Origin of the sequence: Prevotella communis (assembly GCF_022024175.1) — a bacterium.
Lineage (GTDB): Bacteria > Bacteroidota > Bacteroidia > Bacteroidales > Bacteroidaceae > Prevotella > Prevotella communis.
The window spans coordinates 948,320-965,754 of sequence record NZ_CP091794.1; the positions used below are offsets into that span (position 1 = coordinate 948,320).

Annotated in this window: 13 protein-coding genes; 10 read left to right on the top strand and 3 right to left on the bottom strand. The window is 49.0% G+C overall.

Annotated elements, in window-relative coordinates:
* Positions 1 to 145 precede the first annotated feature (145 nt).
* Genes L6466_RS03720 through L6466_RS03730 form a run of 3 tightly spaced genes read left to right on the top strand, consistent with a single transcriptional unit; the run spans position 146 to position 3,358 of the window.
* On the top strand, positions 146 to 1,165 hold the full coding sequence (locus tag L6466_RS03720) for an adenine-specific methyltransferase EcoRI family protein (protein WP_237802042.1): 1,020 nt from the start codon (positions 146 to 148) through the stop codon (positions 1,163 to 1,165).
* Position 1,166: 1 nt separating this feature from the next.
* Positions 1,167 to 2,267, top strand: coding sequence for an HNH endonuclease family protein (locus L6466_RS03725; protein WP_237802041.1), 1,101 nt, complete (start codon positions 1,167 to 1,169; stop codon positions 2,265 to 2,267).
* A gap of 20 nt (positions 2,268 to 2,287) precedes the next feature.
* Positions 2,288 to 3,358 (top strand): WG repeat-containing protein, encoded by a 1,071-nt coding sequence (locus L6466_RS03730; RefSeq protein WP_237802040.1) that lies wholly within the window; start codon positions 2,288 to 2,290, stop codon positions 3,356 to 3,358.
* Positions 3,359 to 3,460: 102 nt separating this feature from the next.
* Here the strand turns inward: L6466_RS03730 and L6466_RS03735 are convergent, their stop codons facing one another.
* The gene (locus L6466_RS03735; RefSeq protein WP_431356501.1) at positions 3,461 to 4,894 is read right to left on the bottom strand and encodes an IS4 family transposase; all 1,434 of its coding nucleotides are present in this window, start codon (positions 4,892 to 4,894) and stop codon (positions 3,461 to 3,463) included.
* Between the two features lie 689 nt (positions 4,895 to 5,583).
* Here L6466_RS03735 and L6466_RS03740 point away from each other — a divergent pair.
* Positions 5,584 to 6,696: an IS110 family RNA-guided transposase gene (locus L6466_RS03740; protein WP_237802039.1), complete on the top strand. Its 1,113-nt coding sequence runs from the start codon at positions 5,584 to 5,586 to the stop codon at positions 6,694 to 6,696.
* A gap of 746 nt (positions 6,697 to 7,442) precedes the next feature.
* On the opposite strand, the gene L6466_RS03750 is transcribed toward L6466_RS03740, so the two are convergent.
* Entirely contained in the window at positions 7,443 to 8,588 is a 1,146-nt protein-coding gene (locus L6466_RS03750; protein ID WP_237802038.1) for a GDSL-type esterase/lipase family protein, read from the bottom strand.
* Between the two features lie 121 nt (positions 8,589 to 8,709).
* Between L6466_RS03750 and L6466_RS03755 the strand changes: the two genes are divergently transcribed.
* The 6 genes from L6466_RS03755 to cls are packed head-to-tail and all read left to right on the top strand — an operon-like array spanning position 8,710 to position 16,890.
* Positions 8,710 to 10,404, top strand: a complete 1,695-nt coding sequence (locus tag L6466_RS03755) for a GDSL-type esterase/lipase family protein (RefSeq protein WP_237802037.1) — start codon at positions 8,710 to 8,712, stop codon at positions 10,402 to 10,404.
* A gap of 10 nt (positions 10,405 to 10,414) precedes the next feature.
* Positions 10,415 to 12,514, top strand: a complete 2,100-nt coding sequence (locus L6466_RS03760; protein ID WP_237802036.1) for a tetratricopeptide repeat-containing sensor histidine kinase — start codon at positions 10,415 to 10,417, stop codon at positions 12,512 to 12,514.
* A gap of 6 nt (positions 12,515 to 12,520) precedes the next feature.
* A complete protein-coding gene (dnaG, locus tag L6466_RS03765) occupies positions 12,521 to 14,482 on the top strand; it encodes a DNA primase (protein WP_237802035.1) in 1,962 nt (653 codons plus the stop codon).
* An 8-nt stretch (positions 14,483 to 14,490) separates the two neighbouring features.
* A complete protein-coding gene (locus L6466_RS03770; RefSeq protein ID WP_091816996.1) occupies positions 14,491 to 14,826 on the top strand; it encodes a 6-pyruvoyl trahydropterin synthase family protein in 336 nt (111 codons plus the stop codon).
* Positions 14,827 to 14,855: 29 nt separating this feature from the next.
* Positions 14,856 to 15,431, top strand: a complete 576-nt coding sequence (locus L6466_RS03775; protein WP_237802034.1) for a 7-carboxy-7-deazaguanine synthase QueE — start codon at positions 14,856 to 14,858, stop codon at positions 15,429 to 15,431.
* Between the two features lie 40 nt (positions 15,432 to 15,471).
* Complete coding sequence (gene cls, locus L6466_RS03780; protein WP_091817002.1) at positions 15,472 to 16,890, top strand: cardiolipin synthase; 1,419 nt, start codon at positions 15,472 to 15,474, stop codon at positions 16,888 to 16,890.
* Here cls and rsmD read toward each other — a convergent pair.
* Positions 16,862 to 17,413, bottom strand: coding sequence for a 16S rRNA (guanine(966)-N(2))-methyltransferase RsmD (gene rsmD / locus L6466_RS03785; protein WP_237802033.1), 552 nt, complete (start codon positions 17,411 to 17,413; stop codon positions 16,862 to 16,864). The two genes, cls and rsmD, sit on opposite strands and share 29 nt — an antisense overlap.
* Positions 17,414 to 17,435 lie beyond the last annotated feature (22 nt).

Below are 17,435 nucleotides of genomic sequence, written 5' to 3' on the forward strand. Positions count from 1 at the left end.
TACGGGTTAGGCCAAACACCCAAGGACGTGGACGAGGAAGATTGTCCACGTTCTTTGTGTCTTTATCGACATGGGGTGATTGGCCTGATTGCACGTTTCTTCTTGATATTCCCCATTTGTTTGAACTTAAAGGAACGTGCTACTAATGATAAAGCGAACAGAAAGATTACAAGGTAGTAAGAATAGACGTGATGACGAGTATTACACCCTCTACGATGACATTGCCGCTGAGGTGCGTCATTATTTGCCGCAATTACGTGGCAAGCGGATTCTTTGCCCATGCGACTGGGATGAAAGCTACAATGAAGAAATAGTCTTTAAGGAAGAGGGCTATGTTTTGGGACGTGATTTGTTCTCTCAGGAAGGTACAATCAAGAACATTGATGTCGCTCAGACAAATGCCAAGATTGAGAAACGCCTCGACATGGTGAAATGCCAATTTGTGGAGTATCTGCTTAATCAGGCTGAAGAATGGGGCTTCCGTTCTATCAGCGTGAGTGGTTACAATCCAAAGACTGGTGAAGGAGTGCGCTTTCAGGATATAGACTATAGTCACTACGACGTTATCATCACCAATCCGCCCTTCAGCCAGTTTGATGAGTTTATCGACATACTGGTGAAGAACAAGAAACAATTCTTGGTAATTGGCCCTCAGACAGCCCCAACGGAGAAAACTATCATTCGCCATTTCCAGGCAGGCAATATACGTGTAGGCTATCATTATCATCTGAGCGGTTTCCGTCGTCCAGATGGTAGTGTGCTTCCTAAGCAGCATAACACGCCTCGCAGTTCTATGTGGTACACCAACCTGCAAGTAGACGAGAACGAGAAACAGATAGTCATGAGCTGTTCCTACGAAGAGAATCCGGAACGTTATCCTCGTTATGTGAACTATGATGCTATTGAGGTGCCTACAGTTGCAGAGATTCCCTACGATTACGATGGAGAGATGGGCGTTCCCATTACTTTCATGCAGAAATATAACCCTAAGCAGTTTGAAATCATGGGTTCGAGCCGTCAATTAGGAAAGCCCATGAAAGATTGTGTAGAACCTGATGCAGTTTACTCAAAAGGCGGTATGCGTTTTTATTTGGCAGAAGGCAATAAACATTATAAATGTCTTTGGGACAGAATAGTCATCAAACACAGAAAGGAGGCAGAATAGAATGACAGTAAAAGAACTATACGAGAAAGTGGCCAGTGGCAAGATTATCAGCGACATTGAGTTGCAGCGAGCCATTGTGTATGATACAGCCAAGCAGGCTTTAGTTATTGATAGCATCTATCACGGAATTCCTTTGCCCGCCTTCTATCTATGGGAACGCGAAGATGGAATCCTTGAAGTGCTCGATGGTAAGCAACGCATAGAAGCAATCACGAAGTTCAAACAAGGCGACTACAAATACAACGACAAGACTTGGAAGGAGTATGCCTATGATAGCGACTTGCAGCAGATTGTGGACGATACCAAGCTCACCATTATTATATGCAAAGGCACAGAAGAAAAGAAACGTGAGATTTTCAAGCGCATCAACACCCTAGGTGTTCCCTTGTCTCGCTATGAGGTGCTCAATGGCTTGTATCATGGCGAATATTTGGAGGGGCTAGATTACTACATTCGCAACGACGCCAATGCCAAAAAGATTCTTCCAACTGCCAGCATAGATCGTGGAGATAACAAGTGCCATCTCTTGGAGTACATTTTCTATGTGCGCCATGATAGCCGTTTCCCCAAGAAGGACGAGTTGGATGAATACGTGAAGAACCATAAGGACGAGAGTTTTAATGACGAGGTAAAGAAGATAAAGCCCTTCATCAGCTTTGTCCGCGATGTCTTCCACGAGAAGTCAAAGATTCCTCCCGTCCTGAAGTTCAAGCTCTCCGTCAAGTACCTGAAAGACCGCGCCATTTGGCTTCAGCACAAGGATGCCATCTGGAAAGAGGTCAATGACTTTATGAAGACTGAAGGCTATAGCCTATCCAAAACTAGAGACGCAGACATTGAAGCAATGATTCTCGGTATCGTCGGCAACTGCCGTGTGGACCCCAAGCGTCTCTTTACACAAGATGACAAACTTTGTTTGCTCTCCGAAAAGACTCCAGACGAGAACGGCCTCTATGTGTGTGAAGACTGTCACCAGCACTTCCGTGCTGAGGAACTGACGGTAGACCATAAACGTCCTTGGAGCCTCGGCGGCAGGACGGAACTCTCTAATGCCCAGCTGCTGTGCAGGGCTTGTAATAGTAGGAAGAACAATAAGAATTAGAAACTTGAATTAATACAATTATGAAAAAGACATTATTATTGCTAGTGCTAGCATTCGGAATATGCAGTATCAACGGGAGTGCTCAGACAAAGAAACGGACGCCAGTCAAGAAAACAAATATAGCTAAACCTGCTACGACCAGCACAGCGAAGGAACGAAAAGTTGGAAACGACGGCTATATCTGGTATCTCCTAAAGAAAGGCAATCTGTATGGAGCGCAGGATATTGAAGGAAGAGTGATAGTTCCTACTCAATACGATTTTATTGAATATGTAGCTTATGGAAGAGGCGATCATTACTACAAAGTAAAAAAAGGTGATTATTATGGAGTTTATACCAGATTGGGTAATCTTCTTATTCCTATCGATCGGCATTACACAAATATTGAGATGTTAGTAGGGGAAGGAAAAATCGCTTGGGAGATAGAAATTAATGGAGGAAGAAAAGGGGGACTTGATGCAAAAGGGAATGAGGTCCTTCCTCCATTTTATGAGGAAATTGGTTTTGAATCTGTTTGTAGAGGAAATGATAAAGAACGAGGTGCATTCTTTTTTATAGTTAAACAAAGTGGCAAATATGGAATATACGATTTAAATGGGAATAAAGTGGTTAACCCTAGGTATGAAAATAGTACTGATTGCTTTTTGTATGATTTTGATGACGAAGGTCCTTCTAATCTAAAAGAGTTTGGTAGCGATGGAAATTATATAAGAATCCAAATAAGCGGAAACACTCGATATAACTATATGCCCTTCGACGATTTGTACTATCCTTTCCATTATGCTTCAACTTCCTCATCATCAAATTCCACATCTTCTTCCTCTTCGAGTTCCTCCTCATTATCCAGCAGCAGTTCAAGCAGCAATTCGAATAGTGGAACAACTACGGTGGTCGTAGAGCATAAACGTGATCCTGTTCCTGTACAAGATTGGGTTCCTTGCTCTGTTTGTGGTCATAATCCTGGTGTTTGTCAGACATGTGTTGGTAATAAAACAAATTATAGGGGAGATCCCTGCATAAGTTGTCGGGGAACAGGAAAGTGTCATTTTTGTAATGGGCAAGGTGGTCGTTATCAAATAGTATATAGATAGAGAATAGAGATTGCAACTAAAAGATGAGGCTATAAGCTTCGTCTTTTTTTTGCTCTATTTGATTCTTATATTACTGAACTTTCGCAAGTGAATATTCATTCATCAAGCGACTAATTTATACATTTGATATAGCTTATGGAACTTAGGATTGGCATCAATAACCGCAGAAAGCAGTTCACTGGCATCGGCAGAGATCATCTCTGCGATTTCCAGGATGGTGTCCAATATAAGTTCCCATATCCTGTCCGAAGCGGACAGCTCGAGAGTGTTGCCAGTGGTATCACGGAAGAGCGCCCCGACGGTTTCGTAGGCTTCAAACCGCTTCACCGTGCAAAGTATGTTGTACTGCATCATGATCAGCGTAAAGCTGGCAATCTGTGCAGAGAAGTGTACGCTCTGACATCTGCCGAAGTCGAGCAGTTGCTTCTGGTCGTGATAAGCCACCTCGGTAGTCCAGCGGATAGCGTACGTCCTGTATGCTTTGAGAAAACTAAGCGAGAGGTCCGTAGTGAGCAATCCATTCCAAAGCCCATTCCTGCCTCGTTTCGAGAAGAACAAACGCACGGTGGTACCTGCAAACTTCACATCGATGGTGCAGTAGGTACATCTGAGTGTCCTGTTATGTTTGGTGAGGCCCTGCTTCTGGAGCTTCTTGATAATCTGCTTAGCAGTCAAATCACCCCACTGGGTGTGGTATTTGGTTTTTCCAATCTTTATCATACCAATCAAATGACACTTGATGTGGCGGCTGGTAATCAGGCGAACGAAGTCTGCACTGGTAAACCAACTGTCAACCAGCAGATAGTCGAAACGTATTCCACGCTTGATAGCGTACTTCACCATCTCGATTGCCTTGTCAGTCTTCTTCATGGTGTATTCTTTTATGCGCTCCTCAACACATTGTCCCGTATAGTCGGCAGAGAAACGCTCACTGCGTTGCTTGTCCGTCAACCCTTGCTTCTTGTCAGGATTACTGCCTTCTTCACCATGAAGCGAGAAATCGAGAAACAATTGGCTCATGCCATCGCACAGAAGCAGCGTCAGACATTTGTAGCCGAGGATGCTCTTATGTTGGATATGAGAGAAAACCTTGCCGATAAGTTCACTCTTGCGACCACTCTTTGGAGCGTCTGTGTCATCGATAATCAGGCAGACGGGCTTGTCATGCTCAGCCTCGGTGCTACGGCTGATCTTACGCAGCAGCTGGAGGTTCATCGCATACAGCAGTTTGCGCCACTTGATATCACCATCATTCATAAAACGATAGAACATGTCCTTCTCACAACAGAACAAGCGGCTTAATGAAGAGCCAGAGTACCGGTATGCATTCCTGACGACGAAGAAAGGGAACAGCATCAAAAGATTAAGGACCTGCACGTTCGTGAACTTGCAGTTCTCTTTCTTCTCTGTCCCTATCTGCTCCGGACGTATGTTTATGCACTCCATCACTCTCATAATCGCATTAATTGCACGGTTATTCTCATTTTCTGAGAAAAAGCTTCTCAAATCTGAAATAATTGTTGTACCTTTGCTCACGGCTTCTAAGTTTGAACTTTATTTTTTGGCGATTATAAAGGTACTCATTTCCTGTGAGTTACACAAACTTCGAAGCCTTTTTTATTCCTATTTTATGTTAAATTATGCAGGTGCGCCATCACTTGCGAAACTTTAGTTATATTACTTTTTTTTGGTAAATTTGAGGATTTTGTGAGTAACTTTTGAGAATTTTGTTTGGTAGAATAGGACATCAGAGGCAAGTGTCTTATTCCTGATGTCTTTGCAACATCTGAATTAATATGACGCAGGGACAGGTGTGACACAAGCAAAGTAGAAATGACAGATACTGTCATCTCAAATCTTCCTTACCCATAAGGTAATGATTCAGGAGCAAGACACTCGTCTCTTACCTTTGCATCCGATTATAGAGATTGTTCCATTTTCATGAAATAATTCTTGCAGATGGATGCAATACGGTTTAAGTTTTGTAGCTTTGCTAGAGATTTATGCCGTTGAGGGTGAGAAGACACTCGCCTAGATAAGTAGAGACTATATCGTGGGACAGAATAAGCTTCCACCCTCATTTTTCAGATCTTTGGAGCCAGGACGAAGTATCAGAGGACATCGCTCAGGTATGGCAGGGGATGATTCAGAGTATATACAAGAGGAAAGGCGGTGAGGATTTGAGGCTATAATCATCAACATTATTAACTTAAAATTCAAACCGTATGAAACCGAATTTCGAACCTGGCAAGTGGTTTATGCAGTGCGTGGGAATCGACATTGCAAAGGGTACGTTCACGGCCTGCCTGTGTATGTATGAGTTCGATCAGGGATGCTCTACCGACCCTGTAGTGTTTAACAACGACAAGACTGGTTTCAACCAGTTCGTCAAATGGAGTCGTAAGGAGGCTCTGAAGGGCTATCCTTTGCGCTATGTGATGGAACCCACTGGTGTCTATTATGAGCAGCTGGCAGCTCATCTGAGTAAACTCGGCCTGGACGTCTGTGTTGTGTTGCCTAATAAGGCCCGTGAGTTTGCTAAGTACGAAGGCATCCTTACAAAGACCGATGACATGGATGCCTATACTCTTGGGATGCTTGGGTGCTTGGACAAGCGCCTCAAACCTTGGGCACCGCCATCTCCTATCTATAGGGAACTGCGACAGATGACGCGTTTCGTGGCCGACATCAACAAGGTCAAGACACAGTTGAGGAACCATCTGGAGGCACTCGCACACAGCGAGATAGCGGAGAAGAGCATCGTCAAGCACTATAACAAACTTATCAACGAGATAGACAAACAGCTGGACAGTAATCAGAAGGCCATCCGCGAGAAGATCAAGCAGGAGCCCGGACTGTCAGAGCGTATTGACCGTATCACAACCATCAACGGCATAGGGTTTATGACTGTAGTTGCCGTGGTTGCAGAGACTAATGGCTTTGCGTTGATAACAAATCGTAAGCAGTTAGCCAGATATGCAGGGCTTGACGTTCCTGCACATCAGTCAGGACCTGTTGACCCTAAGCGCCACATCTCAAAGCAGGGCAACGTACACATCAGAACGGCACTCTATTTTCCTGCCATTGTCAGCACTCAGTGTAATCCTCAGATGAAAGATTTCTATGGGCGCCTATGTGACAGGAATACACAGTCGAAAATGATTGGAGTAACAGCCACTATGCGCAAGCTACTACTGCTCATATACAGCCTTTGGAAAAGTGGAGAGAAGTATGACCCGACACGTGACAAGCCTGCATGTAATAGGCAAAAGAAAGAGGCTGAAACCACTGAAGGCCAGCCTCACGGGATAGATGTTGGAACATTGGCTGAAGAATAGCCGCAGAACGCAGTCTTCCCTTGATGGCTGCAAAGTTAATCAAATCCTTTTAAATAACAAAGAAATAATCATAAAACATAGCACACTGCTGAGGAGAGCCAGTGCGGCTGCACCCGTAAACATCAGAAAAACATCGCCGCAGACGATAAACGCCATACACTGATTGTTGTTATGGAACTCGCTAAGCATTGAATCTTACATCACAGCAGAGCCCTGTCGCAATTTACATTGAAAACAGGGCATGAATGCTGCGTGTAAATGCAATCAATAGACAAGGATTGTTAAATTGTCTCACTTTTAATCCAAAAAGTTTGGTTTTTAAAACAGTATCTGTCCCTGATGTCCTCTGTGGCTAAAGACGGAATAGATTATATCTGCATTACTGACATAGCCCGTCAGAAGAATGTAGCAGAACCAAAGGATGTTGTTAAGAACTGGATGCGTCAGAAGAACACCTTGGAATACCTGGGTTGTGGGAGAAACTTCATAACCCCAATTTTAAAGGGGTCGAATTCGACCCCCTTTTGGCTGAGGCAGGCAGTAACTCGTTTACGATGAGTCCTACAAGATGGGTAGAACTAACATCTGCAATAGGAATCCTTACTAAGAATGGCGCAGGAGGAGGAACCTATGCTCAGCGTGATATCGCTTTCAAATTCGCTAATTGGGTGTCAGTAGAGTTTGAACTCAACAGGACATCAGGGACAGGCAAGTGTCTTGTTCCTGATGTCTTTGCAATATTCAAATTAATACTGCTCCTCATGGTCGGAATGCGAGGGTATGTGGCGTATCAGCTTGTGGGCTGCGGCCTGGGCCATAGCCTCGTAGGCACGCTCGCTGGGGTGCAGGTGGTCGCCACTGTCGAAGCCATCGGCAAAAGCCTTGGGATTGGTGGTGCTGCACACGGCAGCATCAAAATCGATACAGCCATCGAAGATGGGCGATGTGCGCAACCACTCGTTAAACTCCTGTCGCATAGCGTCGCGTTTGTCGTTATAGGTACGCCAGCCGTAGATGGGCAGCAGCGTACCGCTCCACACCTTAAGCCCCATGGCCTTGGCGGGACGTACGTAGATATCCTCTACGCCGCGCTGCATCTCTTCAACGGTGGGCAGGTCGCTCCAGGGACGGAAGGGGTTAACATCCTGGCCAACGGGGTGGATGATATCATTGATGCCGTGCTGGATGATGACATCGGTAGCACCGGCCACACGCATCTCAATGGGGAATCGGGTGGCACCCTTCAAACCGTAAGCCTGATAGGTAATGCAATCGTACTGGCGCAGTATGCGCGTGCCACTGACGGCGCGACGGATAATGGCCACGTTGGTGCCAAAGGCCAGCTGGGCCAGGTAATCGGGCCACGACTGGGCGGTAATTGAATCGCCATAGCACACTATGGCGTGGTTATCGGGCGATGTGAGCACATCGATGGTATTGAGGAAGTAGAACCAGTTGGTGTGGCGGGTAAGGTCGAGGGGCAGCTCGTCGGCCTCGGCAAAATCGCCATAGGCATAGAAGCCCTTTGACAGCGGACCGGTAATGAGCGTGCCGCTGTTCATCTGGGTGTAATCGGCCAGATACATGCTTACATCGATGGTATCGCCACGGTTTACGGCATAGCTGATGGCATCGCTCTCGGTCTCCTTTCCAGGCTGCAGCGTAACGCTGGTAGCGCCACCAAAGGTTATGGGTGTATGACCCACAAACACCTTCGTGAGGGTTACAGGTTCGGTGCCTGTAAGATTGGAGAAGCGGAAACGCAAGGCGCTACCGGTAAACGGCATGCGTACGGGATAACGCAACGTAAGATTCTTGGCATACACGGCCTCGCGACGGTCGGTAATCGAGGTGGCGTTGCCCCAGCAGGCCACCCATTTTAATAAACCCATATCAGTCATTCTTCTTAAAGAATTGTAATCTTCGGTGCAAAAGTACGAAAAAATATGGAGAAATCAGTCTTTTTTCGTAACTTTGCACCCTGAAAAACGAAGAAATTGTCAAAATAGCAATATGATGAATCGACTACTTACTATTGTGATGATGTCTGGCTTGTCGCTTGGAGCGTGGGCACAGGCCTTTGATAACCTGCCAGATCCCATTGAGGATGTGAACAAGGTTGTGGATAACACGCCCGACTCAATTGCCAAGGCATTGATGTCGAGACCAAAGCCGGGCTCTACACGTAAGGGCTCGCAGCCCGTTTTGTTTCTTGTTGGAAACTCCACGATGCGCAATGGCACTCTGGGAAATGGCAACAACGGCCAGTGGGGCTGGGGCTATTTCTTTCCAAAATATTTCAATGCAGACAAGATTGCGGTGGAAAATCAGGCCCTGGGTGGCATGAGTACCCGCACATTCTATACAGACCTGTGGCCTGCTATACGTCAGGCCTTGAAGCCGGGCGACTGGGTCATCGTGTCGATAGGTCATAACGACAATGGTGAGTTTTTTGACCAGAAGCGTGCCCGTGCCGTGATTCCCGGCGTAGATCCTGATACCTGTTATATAGGTTTCAACCAGCGCACGCAGAAGCAGGATACCGTCTATTCGTACGGCACCTACCTGCGCAAGTATATCCGTGAGATTCGTGCGAAGGGGGCTAACCCCATCCTGATGTCGCTGACGCCCCGCAATGCCTACGACGAGAAGACGGGCAAGATTGTGCGCAAGCCCCAGACGGAGTGGGCGGCCTATATCGCTGCCGTGGAGGGCGTGCCCTTCATCGACCTCAACGAGATTAGTGGCAGGAAGCTCGACTCGTTCAGCCGCTGGAAGGTGGACTATCACTTCCTGGGCGACAAGATCCATACGTCAAAGTTCGGTGCTGAGCTCAACGCCTATAGCGCCTATATGGGTATTGTGAATAGTCGCGATCCGAAGTTGAAGGCACTCATGAAATTCATGCAGATTCCCCAGAAGACCATCTGGAATGTGGATCGCCTCAGCGGAAAGCCTGTGGTCTTCTTTACGGGCGACTCGACTGTGAAGAATGCCGACAAGGACGACGACGGCATGTGGGGCTGGGCCTCGCAGGCTTCTACCGTCTTTGACGAGAACAAGATACAGTTGGTGAATGCGGCCCGTGCCGGCCGTTCCACGCGCTCATTCATCCGCGAAGGCCTGTGGGACGCCGTCTATAACGCCCTGCAGCCCGGCGACTTCGTGACCATTCAGTTTGGCCATAACGATATCTGTCCCATCACCGACGCAAAGGCACGTGGCGTGATTGCCGAGTCGAAGGACACGCTGCACGTCTATCGTCTGGACAACGGTACCTACGAGGTGGTCTATAGCTTTGGCTGGTATCTGAAGAAGATGATTGACGACGTGCGTGAGAAGGGTGCAACGCCCATCCTCGTGAGTCTGACACCGCGCAACGAGTGGCCTGGCGGCAAAATAGAACGTCGTGACAGTTCGTATGGCAAGTGGTACCGTGAGGTGGTGAAGGAGACAGATGTGGAGTTTGTGGACCTCCACAATATCAGTGCCGACTTCCTTGATAAGAAGTTTGCCAAGAAACGCCTCTCAGACGACAAGGAGAAGGCGAAGGCCGAGGTGGCCCAGATTAAAGAGAAGGCAGGCGCTGTCTATTTCAAGAAGGACCACACCCACACGTCAAAACTGGGCGCACAGATGAATGCGCAGTCTTTTGCAAAAGGTTTAAAGGCCAACAAGTCTGAGTTGGCTAAGTATCTCAAGAAATAATGTTGGAACAATGAATTTATCCATAAGCCGGAATAAATATAGGAAAACGGCTCTCGTGCTTGTGACGATGCTGTGGGGCGCCAGCCTTTCGGCAGCAGTCACTCCGCAACATACAATGGACTCCCTGCGTCAGGTGATGTCTCATCAGAAAGGTGAGAAGAAGTTGAATACCATGGAGGAAATCTATAACCAGAGCCTCTTGGTTGGCGACTTCAAGCTCCAGTTGCGATGCCTTGACGAATGGCAGGCAGAAGCCCGTCGTCAGGGTAATGCTGCCAGCGAAGCCGAGGCGCGTGTGGATCGCATCCTCGATTATTTCAATGTGGCAATCTATGACTCCATCTTCCACCTCTCGCGCGATATGATGACATTCTGCGAGAAGCACGGTATGGTGCGCAAGAAGATGCAAGCGTGGCACATGCTGGTGGGGGCTTATCATTTCACCGGCCAATACAATCAGGCACTCCGTGAGGTGAAGATGATGTATGAGGAGGCCCACCGCGTGGGTTCTGAATATGGTGAGTCGATGGCCTATTTCAATATGGGAAATGTCTATTACAGCATGAGCCATATTGAGGAGTCGGCCGATGCTTTCGAGAAGAGTATCCCCCTGATGCAGAAGATAGACCCTGAGGTGCTGCTGGAGATGTATCCCTACTATTGTGATGCTCTGGAGTCGCTGAAGCGTTATGAGAAACTGGACAGCGTGACCCACCAGTGGTGGCAGGTGATAGAAAACAGGTTCGCAAAGGGGGATGAACGTGATAGGGAAATCCTTCTTGCCAACTATTTCATTGCTTGTGCTCAGGCTAAACTGGGAAAGGGTAAGTTGGAAGAGGGAGAGAAATATCTGGACGAGGTAGAGAAGAACCTGCCCGGCAAGAAAAGCTACGAATACTTGTTCCTGCTGTTCTATCGTGCCAAGTTGCGTATGTTGCAGGGTCGCTATGATGAGGCCCTCGATCTGAATGCGGAGCGTATCAGGATGTGTAGCGTCATCGACGATAAGCCCACCCTGATTCCTGTACATAAGCAGCGCGCAGATATCTTGATGCGTGCAGGCCGCTATAAGGAAGCCGCAATGATGTATGCCCGTACCTTAGCCCTGAGCGACTCGCTGAATCAGGCCAACACACGTACGCAGTTGAACGAGCTCCGTACGATGTTCAAGGTGGATGAACTGGAGACGGCCAATGCCGAGCACGAGACACGTCTTGAGGAGATGGAAATCCATTCTGTGCTTCAGCGCAGTAAGTTTATCACCATCATCACCACGCTGGCTGCCGTGACGCTGCTGATTATCATGCTGATTATCTACTATGCAGCACGCCGCCTGAAGAAGAAGAACTGCGAACTGGCTCAGCGTAATAACGAACTGAAGGTGGCGCGCGAGCGTGCTGAGGTCTCTCTGAAGATGAAGACCGACTTTATCCATCAGATATCCCACGAGATACGCACGCCGCTGAATGTGCTGTCGGGCTTCTCGCAGATTCTGACTGCCAAGAACGACCCGTTGGATCCCGATGTGCGTCGCAGCATCAACCATCGTATTGCCGAGAGCACGGGCCGTATCGTCAACCTGGTGAATAAGATGCTGGAGCTGAGTGAGGCTAACAGCGAGAAGATTATAGAGCGCGAGGACGAGGTGACACCTGCGAAGATTGCCGAGGATGCTATTGAGCAGTCGGGCGTCCGCAGTTTCGAGATGACAGACTTTGAATGCCATATCGATGACGACGTGACAGACCTGATGCTGCAGACCAACCTGAAACAGGCTGTCCGCACGATCTACTTCCTGATAGGTAATGCCCGTAAGTTCATGCAGCCGTCGGGCGAGGACCTGCGTCAGGGCACCATCCGTCTCCTCGTGTCACAGTCGGCCGACAAGCATTTCGTGCAGTTTGCTGTGGAGGATACGGGTATCGGTATCCCTGCAGAAGAAGCCGAACATATCTTTGATGAGTTTGTACAGTTGAATGAATACTACGATGGCGCCGGCATCGGTCTTACCGTGGCCCGCAGTATCGCCCGCCGACTGGGTGGCGATGTGGTGCTCGATACAAGTTATACAGCAGGTGCACGTTTCGTGTTCACCTTACCAAAGAAATAAGAAAAGATGATTGATAGAGCGACGGTTGACAAGATTATCGATGCTGCCCGCATCGTAGATGTGGTGGGAGAGTTTGTGACACTTAAGAAGAGTGGCGTGAACTATAAGGGCTTGTGCCCTTTCCACGACGACCGTAACCCGTCGTTCATGGTGTCGCCGTCGAAGAATATCTGCCACTGTTTCGTATGCGGAAAGGGTGGTACCCCAGCCAACTTCCTGATGGAGCACGAGCAGATTACCTATCCAGAGGCGCTGCGCTGGTTGGCTAAGAAATACAACATCGAGATTGTCGAAAAGGAGATGACCGACGAGGAGCGCGAGGCACAGAGCGAGCGCGAGTCGATGTTCATCGTCAACGAGTGGGCAAAGGATTGGTTCCACGATATTCTAAAGAACGACCCTGACGGCATCGCCATCGGCAAACAGTATTTCCGCAGTCGTGGCATCCGCGATGATATCATAGAGAAATTCCAGTTGGGCTATGCGCCTCAGAAACGTGACGCTTTGGCGCTGGCTTCCAAAGCCAAGGGCTATAAGCCAGAGTTCCTGGTAAAGACTGGTCTGTGCATTGAGGGCGAGAAGGGAGTATATGACCGCTATGCCGGTCGTGCCATTTTCCCCTGGTTCAATGTCAGCGGCAAGGTGGTGGCCTTTGGTGGCCGTGTGCTGGACAGCAGGACGAAGGGTGTGGCACAGAAATATGTCAACTCGCCCGACTCGGATATCTATCACAAGGAACGTGAGCTCTATGGCATCTATCAGGCCAAGAAGGCTATTGTGAAGGAAGACCGCGTGTTCATGGTGGAGGGCTATACCGACGTCATCGCCATGCATCAGGCCGGCATCGAGAACGTGGTGGCCAATAGTGGTACGGCGTTGTCAACCTACCAGATACACATGCTTCACCGCTTCACCAATAATATCACCTTGCTGTATGATGGTGATGAGGCTGGTATACATGCTGCCATGCGAGGCACGGACATGCTCCTGGAGGAGGGGATGAACATCAAGGTGCTGCTGTTGCCCGATGGCGACGACCCCGACTCGTTTGCCCGCAAGCACTCTACGGAGGACCTGAAGCGCTATATCGAGGAGAACCAGACCGACTTCATTACCTTCAAGAGCCGACTCACGGTAGAGAACGTCACAGACCCCGTGAAACGCTCCGAGGCTATCGGTGGCATCGTGAAGAGTATCTCCGTGATTCCAGACCAGATTCTGCGCTCCACCTACCTCAGCGATTTTGCCCATCGCATCAATATGAAGGAGCAGACGCTGGTGGCAGAGATGAATAAATACATCCAAAAGAACCTGGAGGATAAAGGAAAAGACAGCGCACGACAGCAAGGGCGCGAGCCTCAGAATGAGCAGGAAATACCACAGCCGCAGATGAACGAGGACGACCTGCTGGCGCTTCACTCGCCCACAGAGCAGGCTTCTGAGGTCGAGCAGATGCTTGTTCGCGAGATCGTGCGTCATGGTGAGGAAATCATCTTCGAGGATGTGGAGACAGAGGAAGGTGGAACCATCTCGCTCAATGTGGCACAGTATGTCCACTTCGACCTGTCGCAGGACGGACTCTCTTTTGCTCTTCCCATCCACAACCAGATTCTGGAGGAGGCCGTAGAGCAGAGTGAGAAGCCTGGTTTCAAGGCCGAGTCATATTTTTGTAATCACGCCGATGTGCAGGTCAGTCAACTGGCCACCCGCCTGGCCATCGACCGTCATCAGTTGGGCGGACGCTTCGTATTGGAACCTCGTGAGGGGGCCTTGCGTCAGCGCGTCATCCATCTTGTGATGGACTTCCGTCTCAACATTGTAGAGAATAGATTAAAAGAGATTCAGCGTCAGTTGCTACAGGTGGGCTCTGATGTTGAACAAATGATGAAATTATTAAAGGAACATAAGGAAACCAAAGAGCTTCGTGATGAACTGGCCAAGCGCCTGGGCACCGATCTCGTTGTCTAAAACGAATTATGTATTACATTCAGAAAAAATTAGAAGTATCAGCCAGCCATCACTTGGTGCTGGACTATGAGAGTAAGTGTTCAAACTTGCACGGTCACAACTGGATTATCACCCTTTACTGCCGTGCCAAGGAGTTAAACCAGAATGGTATGGTGGTCGACTTTACCGAGATCAAGCGTAAGATCAAGGGAACGTTGGACCATCAGAATCTGAACGATGTGCTGCCTTTCAACCCCACGGCAGAGAATATCGCCCGTTGGTGTGTAGAGCAGATCCCTACCTGCTACCGTGCTGAGGTACAGGAGAGCGAGGGCAACCTCGCGGCGTATGAAAAGGATGAGTGAAAAGTGAATAGTGAAAAATTTGCTACCGCATGAGGGTAAATAATATTTTCTATTCTTTGCAGGGTGAGGGACGCAACACGGGGCGTGCTGCTGTCTTCATCCGCTTTGCTGGTTGCAACCTGCGCTGCTCGTTTTGCGATACGGAGTTTGAGTCCTATCGCGAGATGAGCAACGAGGAGATTATGGCAGAGGTTGAGGCTCTCAGCCCTCAGCCATCAGCCATCAAACCTCTGATTGTCCTGACTGGCGGCGAACCCACGTTGCAGGTCGATGAGGCCTTCGTGGACTTCCTGCATCAGCATGGCTATGAGGTGGCGATGGAGAGCAACGGCACGCGTCCTGCTCCCCAGAATCTCGACTGGCTCACGGTATCACCCAAGCAGAAACCCGTTCACCAGCGTTGTAGCGAGGTGAAGGTGGTCTTTACGGATGCCGAACATGTGTCGGACTTTGAGCTCGAAGCGGATTATTATTACCTGCAGCCCTGCGACACGGGCGACCCTGAGCGCAATAAGGTTATTACGCAGGCCTGCGTGGAATATATCAAGCAGCATCCCAAGTGGCGCCTGTCGTTGCAGACCCATAAGCTCATCGACATAGAATAAATCTCCAACCTCCAATCTCCAACCTCAAAACTCAACCCCTATGTCCTGGCACAGCATCATACTCCTCATCTATCAGATTATCGTGGTAGCAACGATTATTCATGTAGTCCTGGATAATCGTCAGCCTTCGAAGACGATGGCATGGGGTATGGTGATTTTCTTCGTGCCTGTAGTGGGTATCATCGCCTATCTGTTCCTGGGCGTCAACACCCGTCGTGAACGCATGGTTAGCCAGCGTTCCATGGATCAGCTCACCCGCCGTTCCATGTCGGGCTTCATCGAACAGGGCGATCTCCAGTTGCCGGAACTCAGTCGTCCGGTTATCGACCTGTTCATCAACCAGAGTTTCTCCCTTCCCTTTAATAATAATAAGGTGGAGATCCTGACGGATGGCTATGATTTCTTCCCGTCGCTGCTGCGTGACATCGCCTCTGCGCGGGACCATATCCATATTGATGTCTATATCTTTGAGGACGATGCCCTGGGACGACTCATCTCTGATGCCCTGATAGCCAAGGCTCGTGAGGGCGTGGAGGTGCGTGTGCTCTATGATGCCGTGGGATGCTGGAGCGTGGACAACCGTTTCTTTGAGCGGATGCGTATCGAGGGAGTCGAGGTGGAAGCCTTCATGCCCGTACGTTTCCCCACGTTTGCACGTAAGATGAACTACCGCAACCATCGTAAGATTTTCATCGTCGATGGCAGGGTAGGCTATATCGGTGGCATGAATTTCGCCTTGCGCTATGTGAAGGGCCGTCATCAGCGAGGATGGCGCGACACGATGATGCGCATCGAGGGTAGTGGTGTCTACTCCCTGCAGCGTGCCTTCCTCATCGACTGGTATTTCGTGGACCGCACGCAGTTGAGTGACAAGCGCTATTATCCCAAGTCGGCGGAAGATGCTCACGGTGCGCTCCTCCAGACCGTCACGTCGGCGCCCCTGGCACCTTATCCCGAGATTATGCAGGGCTATCTGCGCATCATCCTGTCGGCCAAGCGCTATATCTATATCCAGTCGCCCTATTTCCTGCCTACGGAGACCATCTTCTTTGCGCTGAAGACGGCCGTGGCATCGGGTGTTGATGTCAGGGTGATGGTGCCGCGCAAGACCGATGGCTGGTTTGTAGAGTGGGGTAGCAGGTCCTATCTGCGTGAGGCGCAAGAGGCTGGTATCCAGATACTTCTCTACGAACCGCGTTTTCTGCATGCCAAGACGCTGGTATGTGATGACCATACCACGACATGCGGCTCTACGAACATCGATTTCCGTTCGTTCCTGAATAATTTTGAAGCTAATACGTTTGTGTACGACGAGGCTGTGGCATTACAGATGAAGGATATTTTCCTGCGTGATGCCCGTCAGTCCACACCACTGTCCGCCCTGCCTAAACGCCTCCATCCAAAGTTCCTGGTGCGCTTAGGCGAGTCGGTTATGCGTCTGCTGTCGCCTCTGCTCTAAACAACGAGAAATTCACGCTGCCATAACTTCTGTGTTCTATGAAATGCGGATGCTGACTGAAGTCATGGTCTTTGCCGTGCTCCAGTACAAACATGCCATTCTCTTTCAACAGTCCCTTTTCAAAAACCAGGTCGGGTATCTGCGGAATCTCCTTCAGCGCATAGGGAGGGTCGGCAAAGATAAAATCATATTGCTGGTGACAGGCTTTCAGGAATTTAAAGACATCGGCACGCAGGGGTATACAACTCTTGTCGCCCAGTTTCTTGATGCACTCGCAGATGAAGCGATGATGGTCGCGGTCCATCTCGACGCTGACCACCTGCAGGCAACCACGCGACATGAGTTCCAGGGAGATGCTGCCTGTGCCAGAGAACAGGTCCAGTGCTGTGGCTTCCTCGAAGTCAATATACTGTGTCAGCACGTTAAAGATATTCTCCTTGGCAAAATCCGTTGTAGGCCTCGCCTTGAAAGAGCGAGGAATCTCGAAATGTCTTCCTTTATATTTTCCAGTAATAATTCTCATGCTATCTTACATCTTCCATCTT